Source organism: Streptomyces sp. NPDC104367, from assembly GCF_055583825.1.
Window position 1 is genome coordinate 86,066 of the sequence record NZ_JBVJND010000007.1, and the last position, 16,885, is coordinate 102,950.

General features: G+C 72.1%; 16 protein-coding genes. 9 read left to right on the plus strand and 7 right to left on the minus strand.

The window, feature by feature from the left end; translation table 11 throughout:
• Window positions 1-268 precede the first annotated feature (268 nt).
• The 3 genes from ACZ619_RS12750 to ACZ619_RS12760 all read left to right on the plus strand — a co-directional run bounded on the left by ACZ619_RS12750 (window position 269) and on the right by ACZ619_RS12760 (window position 3,103).
• Window positions 269-1,657, plus strand: a complete 1,389-nt coding sequence (locus tag ACZ619_RS12750) for a glycoside hydrolase family 43 protein (protein WP_469597733.1) — start codon at window positions 269-271, stop codon at window positions 1,655-1,657.
• 236 nt (window positions 1,658-1,893) lie between these two features.
• Complete coding sequence (locus tag ACZ619_RS12755) at window positions 1,894-2,334, plus strand: hypothetical protein (protein ID WP_469597736.1); 441 nt, start codon at window positions 1,894-1,896, stop codon at window positions 2,332-2,334.
• A gap of 112 nt (window positions 2,335-2,446) precedes the next feature.
• The gene (locus ACZ619_RS12760) at window positions 2,447-3,103 is read left to right on the plus strand and encodes a class F sortase (protein WP_469597739.1); all 657 of its coding nucleotides are present in this window, start codon (window positions 2,447-2,449) and stop codon (window positions 3,101-3,103) included.
• Window positions 3,104-3,122: 19 nt separating this feature from the next.
• Here the strand turns inward: ACZ619_RS12760 and ACZ619_RS12765 are convergent, their stop codons facing one another.
• From ACZ619_RS12765 to ACZ619_RS12785, 5 genes are all read right to left on the minus strand, one after another.
• The gene (locus ACZ619_RS12765) at window positions 3,123-4,130 is read right to left on the minus strand and encodes a LacI family DNA-binding transcriptional regulator (protein WP_469597742.1); all 1,008 of its coding nucleotides are present in this window, start codon (window positions 4,128-4,130) and stop codon (window positions 3,123-3,125) included.
• Window positions 4,131-4,132: 2 nt separating this feature from the next.
• Window positions 4,133-5,434: a glycoside hydrolase family 27 protein gene (locus ACZ619_RS12770; RefSeq protein ID WP_469597744.1), complete on the minus strand. Its 1,302-nt coding sequence runs from the start codon at window positions 5,432-5,434 to the stop codon at window positions 4,133-4,135.
• A 16-nt stretch (window positions 5,435-5,450) separates the two neighbouring features.
• Window positions 5,451-6,980: an alpha-N-arabinofuranosidase gene (locus ACZ619_RS12775; protein ID WP_469597746.1), complete on the minus strand. Its 1,530-nt coding sequence runs from the start codon at window positions 6,978-6,980 to the stop codon at window positions 5,451-5,453.
• 191 nt (window positions 6,981-7,171) lie between these two features.
• The gene (locus tag ACZ619_RS12780; RefSeq protein WP_469597748.1) at window positions 7,172-8,617 is read right to left on the minus strand and encodes a glyceraldehyde-3-phosphate dehydrogenase; all 1,446 of its coding nucleotides are present in this window, start codon (window positions 8,615-8,617) and stop codon (window positions 7,172-7,174) included.
• Between the two features lie 150 nt (window positions 8,618-8,767).
• The gene (locus ACZ619_RS12785) at window positions 8,768-9,703 is read right to left on the minus strand and encodes a LysR family transcriptional regulator (RefSeq protein ID WP_469597750.1); all 936 of its coding nucleotides are present in this window, start codon (window positions 9,701-9,703) and stop codon (window positions 8,768-8,770) included.
• Window positions 9,704-9,813: 110 nt separating this feature from the next.
• Here ACZ619_RS12785 and ACZ619_RS12790 point away from each other — a divergent pair, with 110 nt between their 5' ends.
• A complete protein-coding gene (locus ACZ619_RS12790) occupies window positions 9,814-10,449 on the plus strand; it encodes a LysE family translocator (protein WP_469597753.1) in 636 nt (211 codons plus the stop codon).
• A 105-nt stretch (window positions 10,450-10,554) separates the two neighbouring features.
• Here the strand turns inward: ACZ619_RS12790 and ACZ619_RS12795 are convergent, their stop codons facing one another.
• Both ACZ619_RS12795 and ACZ619_RS12800 read right to left on the minus strand, forming a co-directional pair.
• Window positions 10,555-10,869 carry a hypothetical protein gene (locus tag ACZ619_RS12795; protein ID WP_469597755.1) on the minus strand — a complete coding sequence of 105 codons (315 nt, stop codon included), beginning with the start codon at window positions 10,867-10,869 and terminating at the stop codon, window positions 10,555-10,557.
• A 255-nt stretch (window positions 10,870-11,124) separates the two neighbouring features.
• Window positions 11,125-11,313 (minus strand): hypothetical protein, encoded by a 189-nt coding sequence (locus ACZ619_RS12800; RefSeq protein WP_469597757.1) that lies wholly within the window; start codon window positions 11,311-11,313, stop codon window positions 11,125-11,127.
• Window positions 11,314-11,516: 203 nt separating this feature from the next.
• Between ACZ619_RS12800 and ACZ619_RS12805 the strand changes: the two genes are divergently transcribed.
• Genes ACZ619_RS12805 through ACZ619_RS12825 form a run of 5 tightly spaced genes read left to right on the plus strand, consistent with a single transcriptional unit; the run spans window position 11,517 to window position 16,860 of the window.
• Window positions 11,517-12,713 (plus strand): exo-beta-N-acetylmuramidase NamZ family protein, encoded by a 1,197-nt coding sequence (locus ACZ619_RS12805; RefSeq protein ID WP_469597759.1) that lies wholly within the window; start codon window positions 11,517-11,519, stop codon window positions 12,711-12,713.
• A 34-nt stretch (window positions 12,714-12,747) separates the two neighbouring features.
• On the plus strand, window positions 12,748-13,743 hold the full coding sequence (locus ACZ619_RS12810) for a GNAT family N-acetyltransferase (protein WP_469597762.1): 996 nt from the start codon (window positions 12,748-12,750) through the stop codon (window positions 13,741-13,743).
• Window positions 13,740-15,041: an extracellular solute-binding protein gene (locus tag ACZ619_RS12815; RefSeq protein ID WP_469597765.1), complete on the plus strand. Its 1,302-nt coding sequence runs from the start codon at window positions 13,740-13,742 to the stop codon at window positions 15,039-15,041. The genes ACZ619_RS12810 and ACZ619_RS12815 overlap by 4 nt, the downstream gene beginning before the upstream one ends.
• Entirely contained in the window at window positions 15,035-15,994 is a 960-nt protein-coding gene (locus tag ACZ619_RS12820) for a carbohydrate ABC transporter permease (RefSeq protein ID WP_469597769.1), read from the plus strand. The genes ACZ619_RS12815 and ACZ619_RS12820 overlap by 7 nt, the downstream gene beginning before the upstream one ends.
• Entirely contained in the window at window positions 15,991-16,860 is an 870-nt protein-coding gene (locus ACZ619_RS12825; RefSeq protein WP_469597771.1) for a carbohydrate ABC transporter permease, read from the plus strand. The genes ACZ619_RS12820 and ACZ619_RS12825 overlap by 4 nt, the downstream gene beginning before the upstream one ends.
• Window positions 16,861-16,885: the final 25 nt, after the last annotated feature.

Sequence of the window (16,885 nt, forward strand, 5' to 3'; positions counted from 1 at the left end):
CTTCGGCACGGCCGCCCTGCGCGTCGGCGGCCGGGAGGCGGGCGGTGACACCCCGGTCACCGTCGGACCGCGGTCACCGTCGGAGCGCGGCACCCCTGCACCGTGGCACCCGCGTTCGGGGCGGAACCCCGGCCCCGGGCGAGCGGCGGGAAATCCGAGCAACTCCCTTGTTGCGCAAGGATTGACGCGCCCCACGCGCCCCTCTAGTTTCTGATCGGTTTCCCGAACCGCGTCCGAAATACCGGACGCCCCCCTGTCTGGAGCGCACATGAACGGCACCCCCCTGTCGCGCCGCACGTTCCTCGGCATGGCCGCGACCGTCCCCCTCGCCGCCTCCGGCGCCCTCGCCCTGGGCGCCGGAAGCGCGCAGGCCGCCACCAACTCGGCCTACGTGATGTGCTACTTCACCGAGTCCCCGGACATGCTGGCCGCCAACTACGGCCTGCACCTGGCCGTCAGCACCGACGGCCTCCAGTGGACCCCGCTCAACCAGAACGCCCCCGTCGCCACCCCCACCGCGGGCTCCCTCGGCCTGCGCGACCCGTTCATCCTGCGCAAGCAGGACGGCACCTTCGTGGTCCTCGCCACCGACCTCAACGGCACCGACTGGACCTACGTCAGCCAGTACATCCACGTCTGGGACTCCACCGACCTGCGCACCTTCACCGGTTACCGGCGGATGAAGCTGCACGACATGGACACCCACAGCTGGGCGCCGGAGGCGTTCTGGGACGCGGGCCGCGGTACCTACGGCGTCATCTACTCCGCCGTCAACTCCAGCGGCCACAACGTCATCATGATCAACTACACCGCCGACTTCGTCACCGCGGGCGACCCGCAGGTCTTCTTCGACCCCGGCTACGACGTCATCGACGGCGACCTCGCCGTCGGCGTCAACGGCGTCAACTACCTCTACTTCAAGAAGAACTCGACGCTCGTCGGCGCCCGCTCCGCCTCACTGGACCCCGGCAGCTTCACCGAGTTCAGCACGGCCGTCTCGCACAACGGCACCGAGGCCCCGACCCTGGTCAAGTCCCTCGCGTCCAGCTCCACCTGGTACCTCTGGGGCGACACCTGGTCGCCCAACGGCGTGTTCTACGCCTGGCAGAGCGGCGACCTGTCGGCCGGCACCTGGACGGCCCTCGACCAGAAGACCTACACCCAGCCGCTCAACTCCAAGCACTGCGGCATCCAGCCGATCACCACGACCGAGTACAACAACCTCGTCGCCAAGTGGGGCACGCCCGCCTGGAACCGGCTGAAGTCCTACAACTACCCGGCCCGGTACGTCCGGCACAGCAACTTCGTCGGCCGCATCGACGAGTACGCCTTCGACCCGTACACCGACGGCATGTGGAAGCTGGTCCCCGGGCTCGCCGACAGCACCGGGGTGTCCTTCCAGTCCGTCAACTACCCGACCCGCTACCTGCGCCACTACAACTACCAGCTGGAGCTCGACGAGAACGACAGCACCACGTCGTTCGCGCAGGACGCCACCTTCTACCGCACGGCGGGCCTCGCCGACTCCTCCTGGGCCTCGTTCCGGTCGTACAACTACCCGACGCGCTACATCCGGCACTCCGACTACGTGCTGCGGATCGACCCGATCTCGACCAGCACCGAACAGGCCGACGCCACGTTCTTCGTGGGGTACTGACACGGCGACGGGTCCGCCCCGTGCGGCGACACGCCGGTGCGGGCCCAGGTCCGCCCGAATGGCGGTGCGCCTGTGCGCGGGATTGACCCAGGCGGGCGGTGTTGGGCGTGTCGACACCACGGATGGGCGGCACGGATGGTGCGAGCCGTGGCGCGGGCTGACGGTGGTTCATGTCGGAGCCGGGTCGTTACAGCTGATGGAGTATCGGCACCCGGCCACGGCGGAAGGACATCGAGATGCGTTCTGCCCGCACGATCCTCGCGACGACGGCCGCCACCGCCGCCCTCGCCTTCTCCGCCCCCGCCGCCCAGGCCGCGGTCGCGGAGGGCGCCGCGCCGGCCTCGGTGAAAGCCGGTGACGACTGGAGCTCGGACAGCGACAGCGGCAACAGCAAGTTCGACCCCGAGAGCTACAAGGACAAGGACGAGGACCAGGGAAGCAAGGGAGACAACGGCGACAAGGGGGACAAGGGTGACAAGGGCAAGGGCGACAGCCGCGAGGAGGGCTCCTCGTGGGGTGACGACGAGGAGAGCGGCAAGCCGCACGGCGGTATGCACACCGGCGGCGGCGGACTCGCCACGCCCGGCGTGACCACCGGCGGCATGGCCGTCCTCGGCGTCGCGGCCGCCGGCGCCTACGCGCTGCGGCGCAGGAGAGTCACCGGGTCCGTGTCCTGATGGGCATACGAACACGGGGGACGCGGCCGCCGCCGGCACCCACCACGCCGGCGGCACCGCGACCCCCGTTCCCCGCCCACCCCGCTGCCGTGCCCCAGAAAGGTGACCTCGGATGGCAGCTGGCTCCTCCCCGCACCCCGACGACCCGGGCGGCCTCCGGCACGGCGGACGCTTCTCCGCCTGGGGGGTGGCCGTCCTCCTCCTGGCCGTGGCGCTCCTCGGCGGACACGGCAAGGCCGCCACCGGCACGGGCAGCATCCCGGGCGGGAGCGCCGACGCCGCCCCCTCGGCCGATCCGCGCAGGACCGGCAAGGCACTGCCCCGGTCCGCCCCGACCCGCCTGCTCATCCCGAAGATCGCGGTCGACGCCCCCTTCACCACCCTCACCCTCGCCGCCTCCGGACAGCTCCAGCCCCCGCCCGCCGACGACACGAACCTCGTCGGCTGGTACGCCAGGGGCGCGGCACCCGGCGAGGCCGGCACCTCGGTCATCGCGGGCCACGTCGACACCAGGACCTCGGCGGCCGTCTTCGCCAGGCTGGACGAGCTGACGCGCGGCGACCGCTTCACGGTGGACCGGGCCGACGGCAGCGAGGCGCACTTCGTGGTCGACACCGCCGACACCTTCGCCAAGGACGACTTCCCCAGCGAACGCGTCTACGCCGACACCCGCCGGCCGGAGGTCCGCCTGATCACCTGCGCCGGCGACTACGACCACGACGTCAAGGACTACACGGAGAACCTGGTCGTCTTCGGCCACCTGGTCTGACGCCGGACCGGGACGCCGGTCAGCCGCCCGTGGACTCGCGGACCACCAGGGAGAACGGGCCGGTGAACTCCTCGCGTTCCGGCCCTGGCGCGCTCCCGTCGATGCGGGCCGCCAGCAGGGCGACCGCGCGTTCGGCCATCAGGTCGTGGTCCGGGTCGACGGTCGACAGGGAGGGGACCAGGTAGGCGCTCTCGTCGATGTTGTCGAAGCCGATCACCTTGACCTGCCCCGGCACCCGGATCCCGGCGTCCGCGAGGGCGCGCAGTACGCCGACGGCCAGTGTGTCCGTCACGCAGAACACTCCGTCGAAGTCCAGGCCGTGCGCCGTCCGCTCCCGGACGGCGCGGGCTGCCTCCGGCATGGTGAGCGGTCCGACGGTCATCACCAGCTCCGGTCCGGACGCCAGCCCGGCCTCCGCCAGCGCCCGCAGGTACCCGGCGTGGCGCAGACCGGACGCGTCCACGTCACCGCCGAGCGCTCCGCACACGATGGCGATCCGGGTGCAGCCCCGCTCGACGAGGTGCCGGGTCGCGGCCCTCGCCGCGTCCTCGTTCGGCATGGCGACATGGTCCACAGGCCCGCCGAAGATGCGCTCGCCCAGGATCACCACCGGATGGTCGACCTCCAGCGCGGTGACGTCGGCCGGGCCCATGCCGACGGTGCTGAGGATGAGGCCGTCGTAGAGCCGGTTGCGGGAGAGCGAGAGGGCGGCCAGCTCGCTCTCCCGGCGGGCGCCGGTCTGTTCGATGCTCACCCGCAGCCCGTGCCGGCCGGCCGCCGCGATGATCGAGGCGGCCAGCCGGCCGTAGTAGGGGCGGTCGATCTCCGGGACGGCCAGGCCGATGGTCCCGGTGCGGCCCTTGCGCAGGTTGCGGGCGGCGACGTTGACCCGGTAGTCGAGCCGGCTCATCGCCTCCAGGACGCGCTCGCGGGTGGCCGGGCGGACGTTGCGATGGCCGTTGATCACATTGGAGACGGTCATCGCCGAGACTCCGGCCGCCTTCGCCACGTCCTGGATCGTCGCCACGCTCACTCCCGCCCGCTGTCCTCCGCAAGACGATAGAGGGCGGCGCCGTGGGCGGGCAGCTCGGCCACCAGGTGCCGGCCGTCGTGCCCGGTGTCGGTACGGGTCCACAGCTCGCGCACCCGGTCGCCCGGACGGGCGCCGACGGAGCCGAGCGGCACCTCGACCCGGCGGGCCTCACCGGCCAGGGAGAACACGGCCGCGTACCGGGTGCGCCCGTCGGTGTCCCCGGCGGTCCACAGGACCAGGTCCCGCTCCCGCAGCACCTCCCGGTTGCCGGTGCTGTGCCACAGGACGTCGAGTGCCTCGTCGTTGGTGAGCAGTTCGACGGTCCCGGGCGGGCTGGCGGGCAGGTCGCCGCCCATCATCAGCGGTGAGCGGGAGATCAGCCAGAGGGTCAGCAGACTGATCTGCTCGGGGCGGGTGAGCCGGGAGTCGCGCTCCTCGCCGCGCTCGGCACGGATGCCGATGCGGCCGAGCGGCAGCATGTCGGAATCCGCCCAGCCGCCCCCGCCCTGCCAGGGGGCCCAGCGGGCCATGCGCGCGAACTGCGCCTCGACGTCCTCCCAGCGGTCCCACAGGTCGTCGCAGACCCGCCACATGGTGGCGTGCTCCCGCAGGTGGTCCAGCCGTGCCACGGAGACGTCGGTACCGGGGGACAGGCTCAGCTCGATCGGCCGTCCGCAGCGCTCGATCGCCCGCGCGTAGGCGGCGATCTCCCGCTCGTGGTACGGGAAGAGCATGTCGTCGGCCTTGACGAAGTCGACGCCCCAGTCGGCGAACTGGGCCACCTGGGCGTCGTAGTACGCCTGGGCGCCCGGATGGCCGTGGTCCAGGCCGTGGTTGTCGGAGTTCCAGGGGCAGGTCGAGTCCGTGTCGGCGACCTCGTCGGCGGTGAACGCGGTCCCGAACACCGGGAGTTTCGCCTCCACGGCGCGGCGGGGGATGCCCCGCATGATGTGCAGCCCGAACCGCAGGCCCATGGCGTGCACCCGCGCCGCCAGCGGTCCGAAACCGGCCCCGTCCGCCGCGGACGGGAACCGGTTGGGCGCGGGGAGCTGGCGGCCGTACTCGTCGAGGACGAGGGGCGCGTCCGGGTTGTAGCCGTGGGCGCGGGCGGTGGGTTCGTACCACTGGATGTCCACCACGACGGTGTCCCAGCCGTGCGGCAGCAGGTGCTCGCGCATGAACTCCGCGTTGGCGAGGACCTCTTCCTCGGTGACGGTGGTGCCGTAGCAGTCCCAGCTGTTCCAGCCCATCGGCGGACGCAGATGGCGGGCGGGGAGCGGACGTGCGGTGCGGGTCATGGACGCACTCCTCGGTTCAGCGCTGGTTCAGCGGGGCCTGGACGGTGACGAACGAGTGCGGCGGCAGGGAGAGCCGCAGCCCGCCGTCGGTGACCGAGAGGTCCTCGAACGCCCTCGGTGCCACCGTCGCCGACGCCTTGGGGGTGTTGTGGGCCTGGGGCTTGTCGGCGGTGAGGACGCGGGCGGTGGCCTCGCCGAGGACACCGCCGCGCAGGTCGAGGGTGACCTCGGCGGACTCCTCGGCGTCCAGGTTGCTGAGCGAGATCAGGACGTTGCCGTCCTTGACGCTGGCGGAGGCGGACAGGGTGTCCAGCTCGGTGTCGCCGACCCGGCGCCCGGTGTTCTCGGTGCGCAGGTGCACCGGGAGCGAAGTGGCGTCCTGGTGGCCCTTGTTCATCTCGAACACGTGGTACGTCGGGGTCAGTACGAGGGAGTCGCCGTCGGTGAGGAGCATGGCCTGGAGCACGTTGACGGTCTGGGCGATGTTGGCCATGTGCAGCCGGGCGGCGTGCTTGTGGAAGATGTCGAGGTGGGTGCTGGCGACGAGGGCGTCGCGCAGGGTGTTCTGCTGGAAGAGGAAGCCGGGGTTGGTGCCGGGCTCGACGTCCCACCAGGTGCCCCATTCGTCCAGGACGAGGCCGACGGTGCGCCCGGGGTCGTAGACGTCCATGACGGTGCAGTGGCCGGTGAGGATGCGGTCGACGTGCCGGGCCGCGAGCAGGGTGCGGTAGTAGTCGTCGGTGTCGAAGACGGTGGCGCTGCCCTTGGCCTCCCAGGGGCCGGCGAGGGTGTAGTGGTGGATGGAGACGCCCTGGAAGAAGTTCTTGGGGGTGGCCTCGCAGCCGAAGCAGCTGATCTGCTGCATCAGGGTCTCGGTCCACTTGTAGTCGTCGTCGGAGGCGCCCGAGGCGATGCGGTAGAGCTTGTTGTCGCCGTGGTCGCGGCAGTAGGTGGCGTACTGGCGGGCCAGGTCCGCGGAGTACTCGGCCCGCATGTTGCCGCCGCAGCCCCAGGTCTCGTTGCCGATGCCCCAGTACTTCACCCGCCAGGGCTCCTCGCGGCCGTTGGCCTTGCGCAGGCGGACCATCGGGCTGTCGCCGTCGCGGGTGAGGTACTCGACCCACTCGCTCATCTCGCGGACGGTGCCGGAGCCGACGTTGCCGCTGATGTAGGGCTCGGCGCCGAGCAGTTCGCACAGGGCCATGAACTCGTGGGTGCCGAAGTGGTTGTTCTCCTCGACGTTGCCCCAGTGCGTGTTGACCATGACGGGGCGCCGGTCGCGGGGGCCGATGCCGTCCTGCCAGTGGTACTCGTCGGCGAAACAGCCGCCGGGCCAGCGCAGGTTGGGGATGCCGAGCGCGCGCAGGGCCTGGACGACGTCGAGGCGGATGCCGCCCTCGTTGGGTACGGGGGAGTCCTCGCCGACCCAGAAGCCGCCGTAGACGCAGCGGCCGAGGTGCTCGGCGAAGTGGCCGTAGAGGTGGCGGCTGATGGTGGGGCCTGCGATGTCGAGGTTGATGATCGCGGTCGCGGTCGGGGTGGGCACGCGGGGACTCCTGTCCGGAACAGTCGTTCGAGATCTCGAACGATGTTCGCGAGGTCGGTTGTATCGATAAAACGCTGCCACCGGGAGGTGGGCGCGTCAAGGGTGGTGCGCGGGGCGGGAGGAACGGCCGGGCCCCTCCGTGTGCCACGGAGGGGCCCGGCCGCCGGGGGCGGAGGGTGCCGGCGGGGGTGTCAGACCGCCGTCGACGGGAACGTCGGGTACTCGACGCCGGAGACGAACTGGACCACCCGGACGACCTGGCAGGAGTAGCCGAACTCGTTGTCGTACCAGAGGTAGAGGATCGCGTTGTCGCCCTCCACCTTCAGGGCGCCGGCGTCGACGATCGACGCGTGGCGGGAGCCGATGAAGTCGCTGGAGACCGCGTCCGGGGCGGTGATGAAGTCGATCTGCCGCTTGAGCGGCGAGGTCAGCGACACCTCGCGGAGGTAGTCGAGGACCTCCTCGCGGGACGCCTCGCGGGCCAGCTGGAGGTTGAGGATCGCGATCGACACGTCCGGCACCGGGACCCGGATCGAGCTGCCGGTGATCCGGGCCTTGAGGTCGGGCAGCGCCTTGGCGACGGCGGACGCGGCGCCCGTCTCGGTGATCACCATGTTGAGCGGCGCGGACCGGCCGCGGCGCTCCGACTTGTGGTAGTTGTCCAGCAGGTTCTGGTCGTTGGTGAACGAGTGCACCGTCTCCACGTGGCCGCGCACCACCCCGTACTCGTCGGCCATCGCCTTCAGCGGCGGCACGATCGCGTTGGTGGTGCAGGACGCGCAGGACAGGATCTGCTCGTCCGGCTTGATGGTGTCGTGGTTGACGCCGTGCACGATGTTCGGGACGTCGCCCTTGCCCGGCGCGGTCAGCACGACCTTCTCGATGCCCGGACGCAGGTGCTCGGACAGACCCTCGCGGTCCCGCCACTTGCCCGTGTTGTCGATGAGGATGGCGTCCCGGATGCCGTACTCCGTGTAGTCCACGGCGCTCGGGTCGTCGGCGTAGATGACCTTGATCTCGTTGCCGTTGGCGAGGATCGTGCTGTTCTCCTCGTCGACGGTGATGGTGCCCTGGAACTGGCCGTGGATGGAGTCGCGGCGCAGCAGCGAGGCGCGCTTGACGATGTCCTCGCCGCCGCCACCGCGGACCACGATGGCCCGCAGGCGCAGCCCGTTGCCGGAGCCGGACTTCTCGATGAGCAGGCGCGCGACCAGGCGGCCGATGCGGCCGAAGCCGTACAGGACGACGTCCCGCGGCTCCCGGCGGTCGATCTTGTTGGCGCCGGTGGCCCCGGCGACCTCCTCGGCGGTGAACGCCTCGATGCCCAGACCGCGGTCGTCGGCCTTGTAGGTCGCGGCGAGCATGCCGATGTCGATCTGGGACGGCCCCAGGTCGAGCCTGGTCAGCGCCGTCAGGAAGGGCATCGTCTCGGTGACCGAGAGCTCGGCGCCGTCGATCTGGCGGGCGAAGCGGTGCGTCTTGAGGATGCTGACCACCGACTTGTTCACCAGGGAGCGGCTGTGGAGGAGGACCGTCACGTCCCGCTCCCGGTGCAGCTTCCCGATGATCGGGATCATCGACTCCGCGATCTCCTCACGGTTCTTCCAGTTGGTGAACGAGTCATCGTTGACAGTCACAGATCTACGTCTCTCGATCGAGCTGGGTGGCGCTCATATGGTAGACTGATGGGTGAATGATCGATCAAGAGGGTCCTGATGTGATGCCCGTCGCGGAGTTGCCACCGGTGCTTCTCGTGCTCTTCCCCGCGGGTTCGCGGGGGCGCCCGGTCAGTCCTGCGCTCCCCAGGCGCCCCGCAGGTCGGTGGCGACGTCGACCAGCAGGGTCCGGAAGACGTCCGCGAGCGGGGTGAGGGAGGTGTCGGACCGGGTCACGGCGTGCAGGTCGCGGTGGAGGGCAGGGTCGGCCAGGGGGCGGTGCGTGGTGCCGGGCACCCCGGTGAGGGCGAGCCGGGAGACGAGCGCGACCCCGATGCCCGTGCCGACCAGTGCCTGGGCGAGGTCGTAGGACGCCGTCTGGAAGCGGACCCGCGGAGTGAAACCGGCGCCGTTCGCCGCCCGCTCCAGCTGCTCGTGGGCGGCGTGCCCGGCCAGGATCGTCACCCAGGACTCGTCCCGGAGCTGCTCCAGCCGCAGCGGCGTGCCGGCGGGGGACCCGGTGACCAGGGGATGGTCGTCGGGCAGGACGACGACCATGGGGTCGCGCAGCAGGGTGTGCACCGCGGTGTGCGGGCCCGGTTCGGGCGGCGTGGCCCAGGACGCGATCACCGCGACGTCGAGTTCGCCCGCCGCGATCCGTGCCACCCCCTGCGCGGACAGCAGGTCCTCCACCGACACGTCCGCGTGCGGATACCGGTGCCGCAGCGCGGTCAGCGCGGGCGGCAGGAGATGCAGCCCGGCCGCCAGGAAGGCGCCGACCCGCAACCGCAGCGACAGATGGCCGAGGAGCGCGGCGAGCCGCTCGCCCGCCTGTTCCGTCTGCTCGTCGATGACCCGGCCGTGCTCCGCGAGCAGCGCCCCCGCCGCGGTGAGCGAAGCCCCCCGCGGCCCGCGCACCACCAGCGGCGCGTTCCAGTCCCGTTCCGCGCGGGCCACCTGCTGGGTCACCGCGGCCGGGGTCACGCCGAGCGCGTGGGCGGCGCCGGTCAGCGAGCCGTGGCGGTCGATCAGCGCGAGCAGCCGCAGCTGCCCCGGATCGGGGGTCATCACCAAAACATCTTAATGCTGACCGGAACAGCCCTTACTTCTCTTCATCCACGGGCCCCGCCAGGCTGGGAAGCGCATCATCCGCCCCGCGTAGGAAGGCCGACGACACCGTGCCCGTCCATCTGCCCCTGTTCGTGATCACCACATGGCTGCTGGCCATGCTCCCGGGCGCCGGGCAGGCGCTCATGATCCGGCAGACCCTGGAGTTCGGCCCGCGCCCGGCCCGGGCCACCATCGCGGGCAACGCCACCGGGCTGCTCCTCTGGTCGACCGCCGCCGCCGTGGGCCTGTCGGCCGTGCTGCTCGCCAACCCGCACGCCTACCTGGCGGTGCGGCTCGCGGGCGGAGCGGTGCTGCTCGTGCTGGGCGTCAACACCCTGAGGGCGGCGCGGCGGACCGGCGCCGACGCCGCCGTGCCGGAGCCGGACGCCGGTGCGGAGGGGGCCGCCGGACTGTGGAGCGCGTACGGCGCCGGGCTGGGCACCGCACTGGGCAACCCCAAGGCCGGCGTCTTCGCGGTGTCGGTACTGCCCCAGTTCGTCACCACGGACGGCCCCGTCCTGCTGAGCAGCATCGCGCTGGGTGCCCTCTGGGCCCTCGTGAACGTGTGCTGGTACCTGATCTTCACCTGGGCCGTCGGCCGGGGCCGGGCGCTGGTGTCCCGGCCGGCGGTGCGGCGGGGGCTGAACATCGTCACCGGCGTGGTGCTGTGCGGGCTGGGCCTCGCGGTCGCCGGAGGCGTCTGAGCGGCCCGGCCGCCCGCGAGCCGCCGGGAGAACGGGCCGCACCGGTGGCGACGCTCACCGGAACAAGGGGGAGCGGCGCCGCCGGAGGGCCGAACGGTGCGCGGACTAGCGGGGGTTGAAGACGACGCTGGCGAAGTGGACGCTGCCGGACACCGAGTGGCCCGGGGTGATGCGGCGCGCGGTGCCCTTGCACTTCGCCTTGCGGTAGACGACGAGCGCCTTCTTCGTGGCGTTCTGCGGCCCGCGCGCCTCCTGCGCCATGTCGAGGCACTTGCGGTCCGGCGGGTTCTGGATCGCGTACGCCTTGCCCTTGGGCCCCAGCCAGACGAAGGTCCCGTCGGCGGCGGCCGCCGGACCCATGGTGACGACGGCGAGGGCGAGCCCGCCGAGAGTGACGGCGAGCGGACGGCAGAGGCGCATCGTGAAGTCCTTCGTGAGCGTGGAACGTCTGCGACGTGGACCGCTTGGGGCGCGGATCGTCTGTGACGCGGATCGTCTGTGACGTCGGAATGACCGAGGTCCGGCGCCATCCCACACCGCCGCCGGGCCGGGACGCCCCGGCGACACGGAAACGTCCCACGTCCGAGCGACCTCCGTCGGCGTGTCGTGGCGCGCGGGCCTCCTCGTGGGACGGCGTCGCGCGGGCCCCTTTCGGGAAGACGCCGTGCGTGGCCTTCAGGTCAGTGCCACGACCAGGGCCACCGCGACGGTGAGGGCGGACAGGCCGAGCATCACGGTGCGCCACCCGGAGCGGGGACCCGGTGCCGGGGGTGCCGGGTCGGGGGAGTGCTCGCCCAGGTGCGGACTGTCCAGCCAGTAGGCGTCCGACAGTTGGGCGAAGGAGGGGATGTCGCCGAGGAGCATGCCCGGTTCAACGCCCCCCGGGCGCAAGGGAGTCGCCGTCACCCGCGCCGTCACACCATCGGGGCAACCGGTTCCCCGGACGGACCCTCCGCGCGGCGCGGGGCCGGGCGGGCCGTCGGCGATTCACGGCGGAAAATCCCGGACCGAAGGGTACATTCCCGACCATTGCTTGATCGTGGTGTCACCGGCGGACGGGGCAAGGGATGAGCAGGGACGACCGGGTCGCCGTGACGACCGGGATCGCGCGACTGCACGCGGCGCCACAACTCGCCGGGCCGGGCCGCCTCGGACTGGTCACCAACCACACCGGCGTCCTGCCCGGCCTGCGCCCGGCCGCGCCCGCGCTGCTCGACGCCGGAGCCCGCCTGGTCGCCCTGTTCGGACCGGAGCACGGCCTGCACGGCACCGGGCAGGCCGGCGAGAGCGAGACCGCGCGGCGGGACCCCGACACCGGACTGCCGGTGTACGACACCTACCGCCACGACGGCGAACGCCTCGACAAAGTGCTGATCGACAGCGGTGTCGACGCCCTGGTGTACGACCTCCAGGACATCGGCGCCAGGTTCTACACCTACGTGTGGACGATGTTCGACCTGATGGCCTCGGCGGCCCGCACGGGCCTGCGGTTCGTGGTCGCCGACCGGCCCAACCCCCTCGGCGGCCTGCTCAGCGAGGGCCCCCTGCTCGACCCCGCCTGGGCCAGCTTCGTCGGGCGCGCCCCGATCCCCGTCCGGCACGGCCTCACCTGCGGCGAACTCGCCCGGTTCCTCAACACCTCGGCGGTACCCCGGCAGGCGGGCCGGGCCGCCGACCTGACCGTGATCGAGGCCGCCGGCTGGCGCCGCGCCCAGGACGCGACGGCGACCGGCCTGCCGTGGGTCGCGCCCTCGCCGAACATGCCGACGCCCGCCACCGCCGCCGTCTACCCCGGCACCTGTCTGTTCGAGGGCACGAACCTCTCCGAGGGCCGGGGCACCACCCAGCCCTTCGAGATCGTCGGCGCCCCCTACGCCGACGCGCGGTTCGCCCTCGCGCTCGCCGAACTCGCCCTGCCCGGCGTGCACTTCCGCGACCTGCGGTTCGTACCGGCCTTCCACCGGCACGCCGGACGACCGCTGCGCGGGGTCCAGCTGCACATCACCGACCGCCGGACGTTCGCCCCGGTGCGCACCGCCGTCGCCATGCTCGCCACCCTGCGGCGGCTGTACCCGGACGACTTCGGCTGGCGCGTGACCGACGGCGGCGCCGAGGGGACCGGCCACCCGTACTTCGTCGACCTGCTGTGGGGCTCGGACCGCCTGCGGCACGCCGTCGACGCGGGCGAGGACCCGCTGCCGCTGTGCGACCCGCCCGTCCCGCCCGCCCGGTGGGCCGGCGACGACGTGCTGCTCTACCCCTGAGACCCGCCGCTGTGCTCGGAAGGACAACCCGTCGATGACCGAACTCACGACGCGATCCCGGGCCGGGATCCGCGGCTTTCGCGCGGGCGACGGCCCGCGCCTGGTGGAGGCGTGGCGCCGGAGCGCGCCCGCCGACGCCGTCAGCCCGGACCGCTTCCGCTCCCTGGTGCTGCTCGACCCCAACTTCGACCCGGAGGGCCTGCGGATCGCCGTCGCCGACGACCCCGCCGGCGGTGAGCGCGTCGTCGGCGCCGCCTACGCGGTGCGCAGGCTGACACCGCTGGCCGGCACCGACCTGGAACCGGAACAGGGCTGGATCCCCTTCTTCTTCGTCGCCCCGGACGCCCGCGGCCGCGGACTCGGCCGGCGGCTGCTCACCGAGGCCATCGACTGGCTGCACGGCCACGGCCGCACCCGCGTGGACTTCGCCTCGTACACCCCCGACTACGTCTTCCCCGGCCTGGACGCCGAGGCCTACCCGGAGGCCGCCGGGCTCCTGGAGTCCCTGGGCTTTCGCACCCTGTACGAGGCGACGGCGATGGACCGCTGCCTGATCGGCTACCGGATGCCCGAGGACGTGGCCCGCCGCCTGGACGAACTCACCGCGCGGGGACACCTGTTCGCCACCCCGTCCGACGACGACCTGGTCGATCTCCTCGCCCTCGCCGGGAGCCGCTTCGGACCGGACTGGGCCTGCACCGTCCGCAACTGCCTCACCGCCGGCACACCGCCCGACCGGATCGTCACCGCCCGCGACCCCGGGGGCCGCATGGTCGGCTGGGCGATGCACGGCGCGTTCGACTCGGTGGACGAGCGGTTCGGTCCCATCGGCGTCCTGGAGGAGATGCGCGGCACCGGACTCGGCGAGGTCCTCCTCCACCTGGTCCTGGAGCGGATGCGGGCGCGCCGGGCGCACTCCGCCTGGTTCCTGTGGACCGGCGTCCACTCACCGGCGGGCCACCTCTACCGCAAGAGCGGTTTCACCACGACCCGGGTGTTCCGGGTGATGCGCCGGGAGACCGCCCGGTGAGACGGCCCCCCAGCCGCCGGCACCTCGCGCTCGCCCTGCCCGCCGCGCTGCTCGCCTCCGGGTGCGCCGCGCCGCACCGGGGCACCGGGCGGCCCGGCGACCCGATCGTCCTCACCCTGCTCTCCCACTACGCGAGCGGGGCGCTCAAGGACGCACTCCAGGGCCCGGTCGACGAGTGGAACGCCACCCACGACCGGGTCAAGGTGCGGACGAAGGCCGTCGAGTTCACGGACCTGCTGACCACGTTCATGGTCCGGCAGGCCGCGGGCCAGGGCACGGACATCCTGCACCCGTACTGCCTGTGGAACGGCCAGCTCGTCCGGGCCGGGGTCCTGCGGCCCGCCCCGCCCGGCCGGGCCGCGGAGATCCGGCGGGGCTACGGCCGGGCCGCGGTCGGCTCCGCCTCGGTCGCGGGCACCGTCTACGGCTACCCCACCGAGATGCAGACGTACGCCCTCTACTACAACAGGCGGCTGCTGCGCGAGGCCGGCGTCGACGGACCGCCGCACACCTGGCGGCAGCTGGAGGACGCGGCCCGCCGCACCGCCCGGCGCGACCGGTACGGCAACACGCTGGTCCAGGGGTTCGGGCTGTCGGCCTTCGACGACTCCACCACCGTCGGCCAGACCCTCGCCCTGCTCAACGCCGCCGGCGGCCGGTTCGTCTCCGCGGACGGCCGCAGCACCACCATCGACTCACCGGCCGGCCGGTCCGTGTTCGACCTCCAGCACCGGCTCGTCACCGCACGGGCCAGCGACCCCGGCGTCAACGTCTACAAGGCGTTCGCCTCCGGGCAGGTGGCGATGGTGATCAGCGCCGGCTGGTGGACCGCGAACCTCAAGGAGCTGATGGGCCCCGACTACCGGGACGTCGGAGTGGCCCCCGTGCCCGTCCCCGCGGCGGACGACCGGCCCGCCACCCTCGCCACCGGCTTCATGCTGGGCGTCAACAGGGCCAGCAGGTACCCCGACGAGGCCTGGGAGTTCCTGCGCTGGCTCAACACCGACAAGGTGCGCGGCACGACGAGGATGAGCGCCCTTCAGGTCTCGGTCGGCTCCCTGACCGGCCGCGCCGACGACATGCGGACCCTCCTCGGCCGGGGCACCGACCCGAACCTGCGGCCGTTCCGGGACGCGCTCGCGTACGCGGTGCCGGAGCCGAACGTACCCGGCGCGCAGCAGGCCAAGTCGCTGCTGCGCAGGAACATCGAGGCGCTGTGGACCGGCCAGCAGTCGGTCGAGCAGGCGCTGCGCACCACCCGCCGCCAGGTCGACCAGGAGGTGTCGCGATCATGGTGAACGCCACCCTCGCCCCGGAGGCGGCCGAACGGGCGGCGCGCGACCGGACCGCCGCCCCGCTCGACGGCCGCCCCCGGCACCGGCGCCGCCAGACCGCCGTCGCCTACCTCTTCCTGGCACCGGCGCTGCTGTTCTTCGCCGTCTTCCTCGTCCTCCCGCTCGGCTTCGCGCTGCTGCTCTCGCTCTCCCACTGGACCGGCTTCGACCTCGGCGACATCGACCCGGTCGGCCTGGACAACTTCGCCGGCCTCTTCGCGGACGGCGCGACGTTCCTGACCCCGGTCCTCACCAACACGCTGCTGTTCGCCCTCGGCACCGTCGCCCTGGCGCTCGCCGGCTCCGTGCTCGTCGCCACCTGCATCGACAGGCTGCGCTTCCAGGGGTTCTGGCGGACCCTGTACTTCCTGCCGATCGTCACGACCGTCGTGGCCGTCGGCAACGTCTGGAAGTACATGTACGAGCCGGGCGGCCTGGTCAACGGCGTCCTCAACGCCCTCGGGCTCGGTTCGGTGGCGTTCCTCCAGGACCCGGACACCGCGCTGCCCTCGGTCGTGGTCGTCCAGGCCTGGGCCTCGGTCGGCTCGGCGATCCTCGTCCTGACCGCCGGACTGAAGTCCATCCCCGAGTCGTACTACGAGGCCGCCGCCCTCGACGGCGCGGGCCCCGTCACCGTCTTCCGGCGGATCACCCTGCCGCTGCTGCGGCCGTCCCTGATGTTCGTGTGCGTCACCCAGTTCCTCACCGGGCTCCAGTCGTTCGCGCTGATCATCGTGATGACCAAGGGCGGACCGGGCGACGCGACCGCCGTCGCCGCGCTGGAGATGTACCGGCAGGCCTTCTCCTACGGCGACTGGGGCACGGCGAGCGCCGCCGCGTTCGTGCTGTTCCTGGTGGTCCTCGTGGTCACCCTTGTCCAGTTGTGGATCTTCCGGCGCAAGGGGGAGGACGCGTGAACCGCCGCCGTTTCCCGTGGCTGTCGTACCTGTTGGTGGCGACCGGCGCCGTGCTCACGCTGGTGCCGTTCCTCGACATGGTGATGACGTCGTTCAAGGGGCCGGGGGAGGCCGGCACGCTGCCCTACCGGTTCCTGCCCCGGGCGTTCGACCTGTCCAACTACCGGGCGGCGGTCGACCAGCTCGACCTGCCGGTGCTCTTCCGCAACAGCGTCGTCGCCACCGCCCTGATCACCGGATCGGTGCTGCTCACCTCGTCGCTGGCCGGCTACGCGCTCGCCAAGCTCCGGTTCCCCGGCCGTGACCTCGTCTTCCGCCTGGTGCTGTCGACGATGATGTTCCCGCCGTTCCTCTTCTTCATCCCGCACTTCCTGATCCTGGTGCACTGGCCGCTGGCGGGCGGCAACGACCTGTTCGGGCGCGGCGGCGCGGGCCTGACCGTCAGCATCGTGGCGCTCGCCATGCCGTTCCTCGTCAGCAGCTTCGGGATCTTCCTGACCCGTCAGTTCATGATCTCCATCCCGGACGAGGTCCTGGAGGCCGCGCGCGTCGACGGCGCAGGGGAGTTCACCGTGTGGTGGCGGATCGTCGTGCCCCAGACCCGGCCGGTTCTGGTCACCCTCGGGCTGCTGACCTTCGTCGACGCCTGGAACGAGTACATCTGGGCGCTGCTCGTGTCGACCGCCGCCCCGGACGTGATGACCCTGCCCGTCGGCATCCAGCTGCTCCAGGACTACGTCGACCCGAACCGCACCATGCCCATCGTCATGGCCGGCCTGGTGCTGAGCGTCCTGCCCGTCCTGGTCCTCTTCCTGCTGCTCCAGAAGCACTACATCCGGGGCGTCATGCTCAGCGGCCTCAAGTAGCGGACCCGGCAGGCGCAGCGGGGGC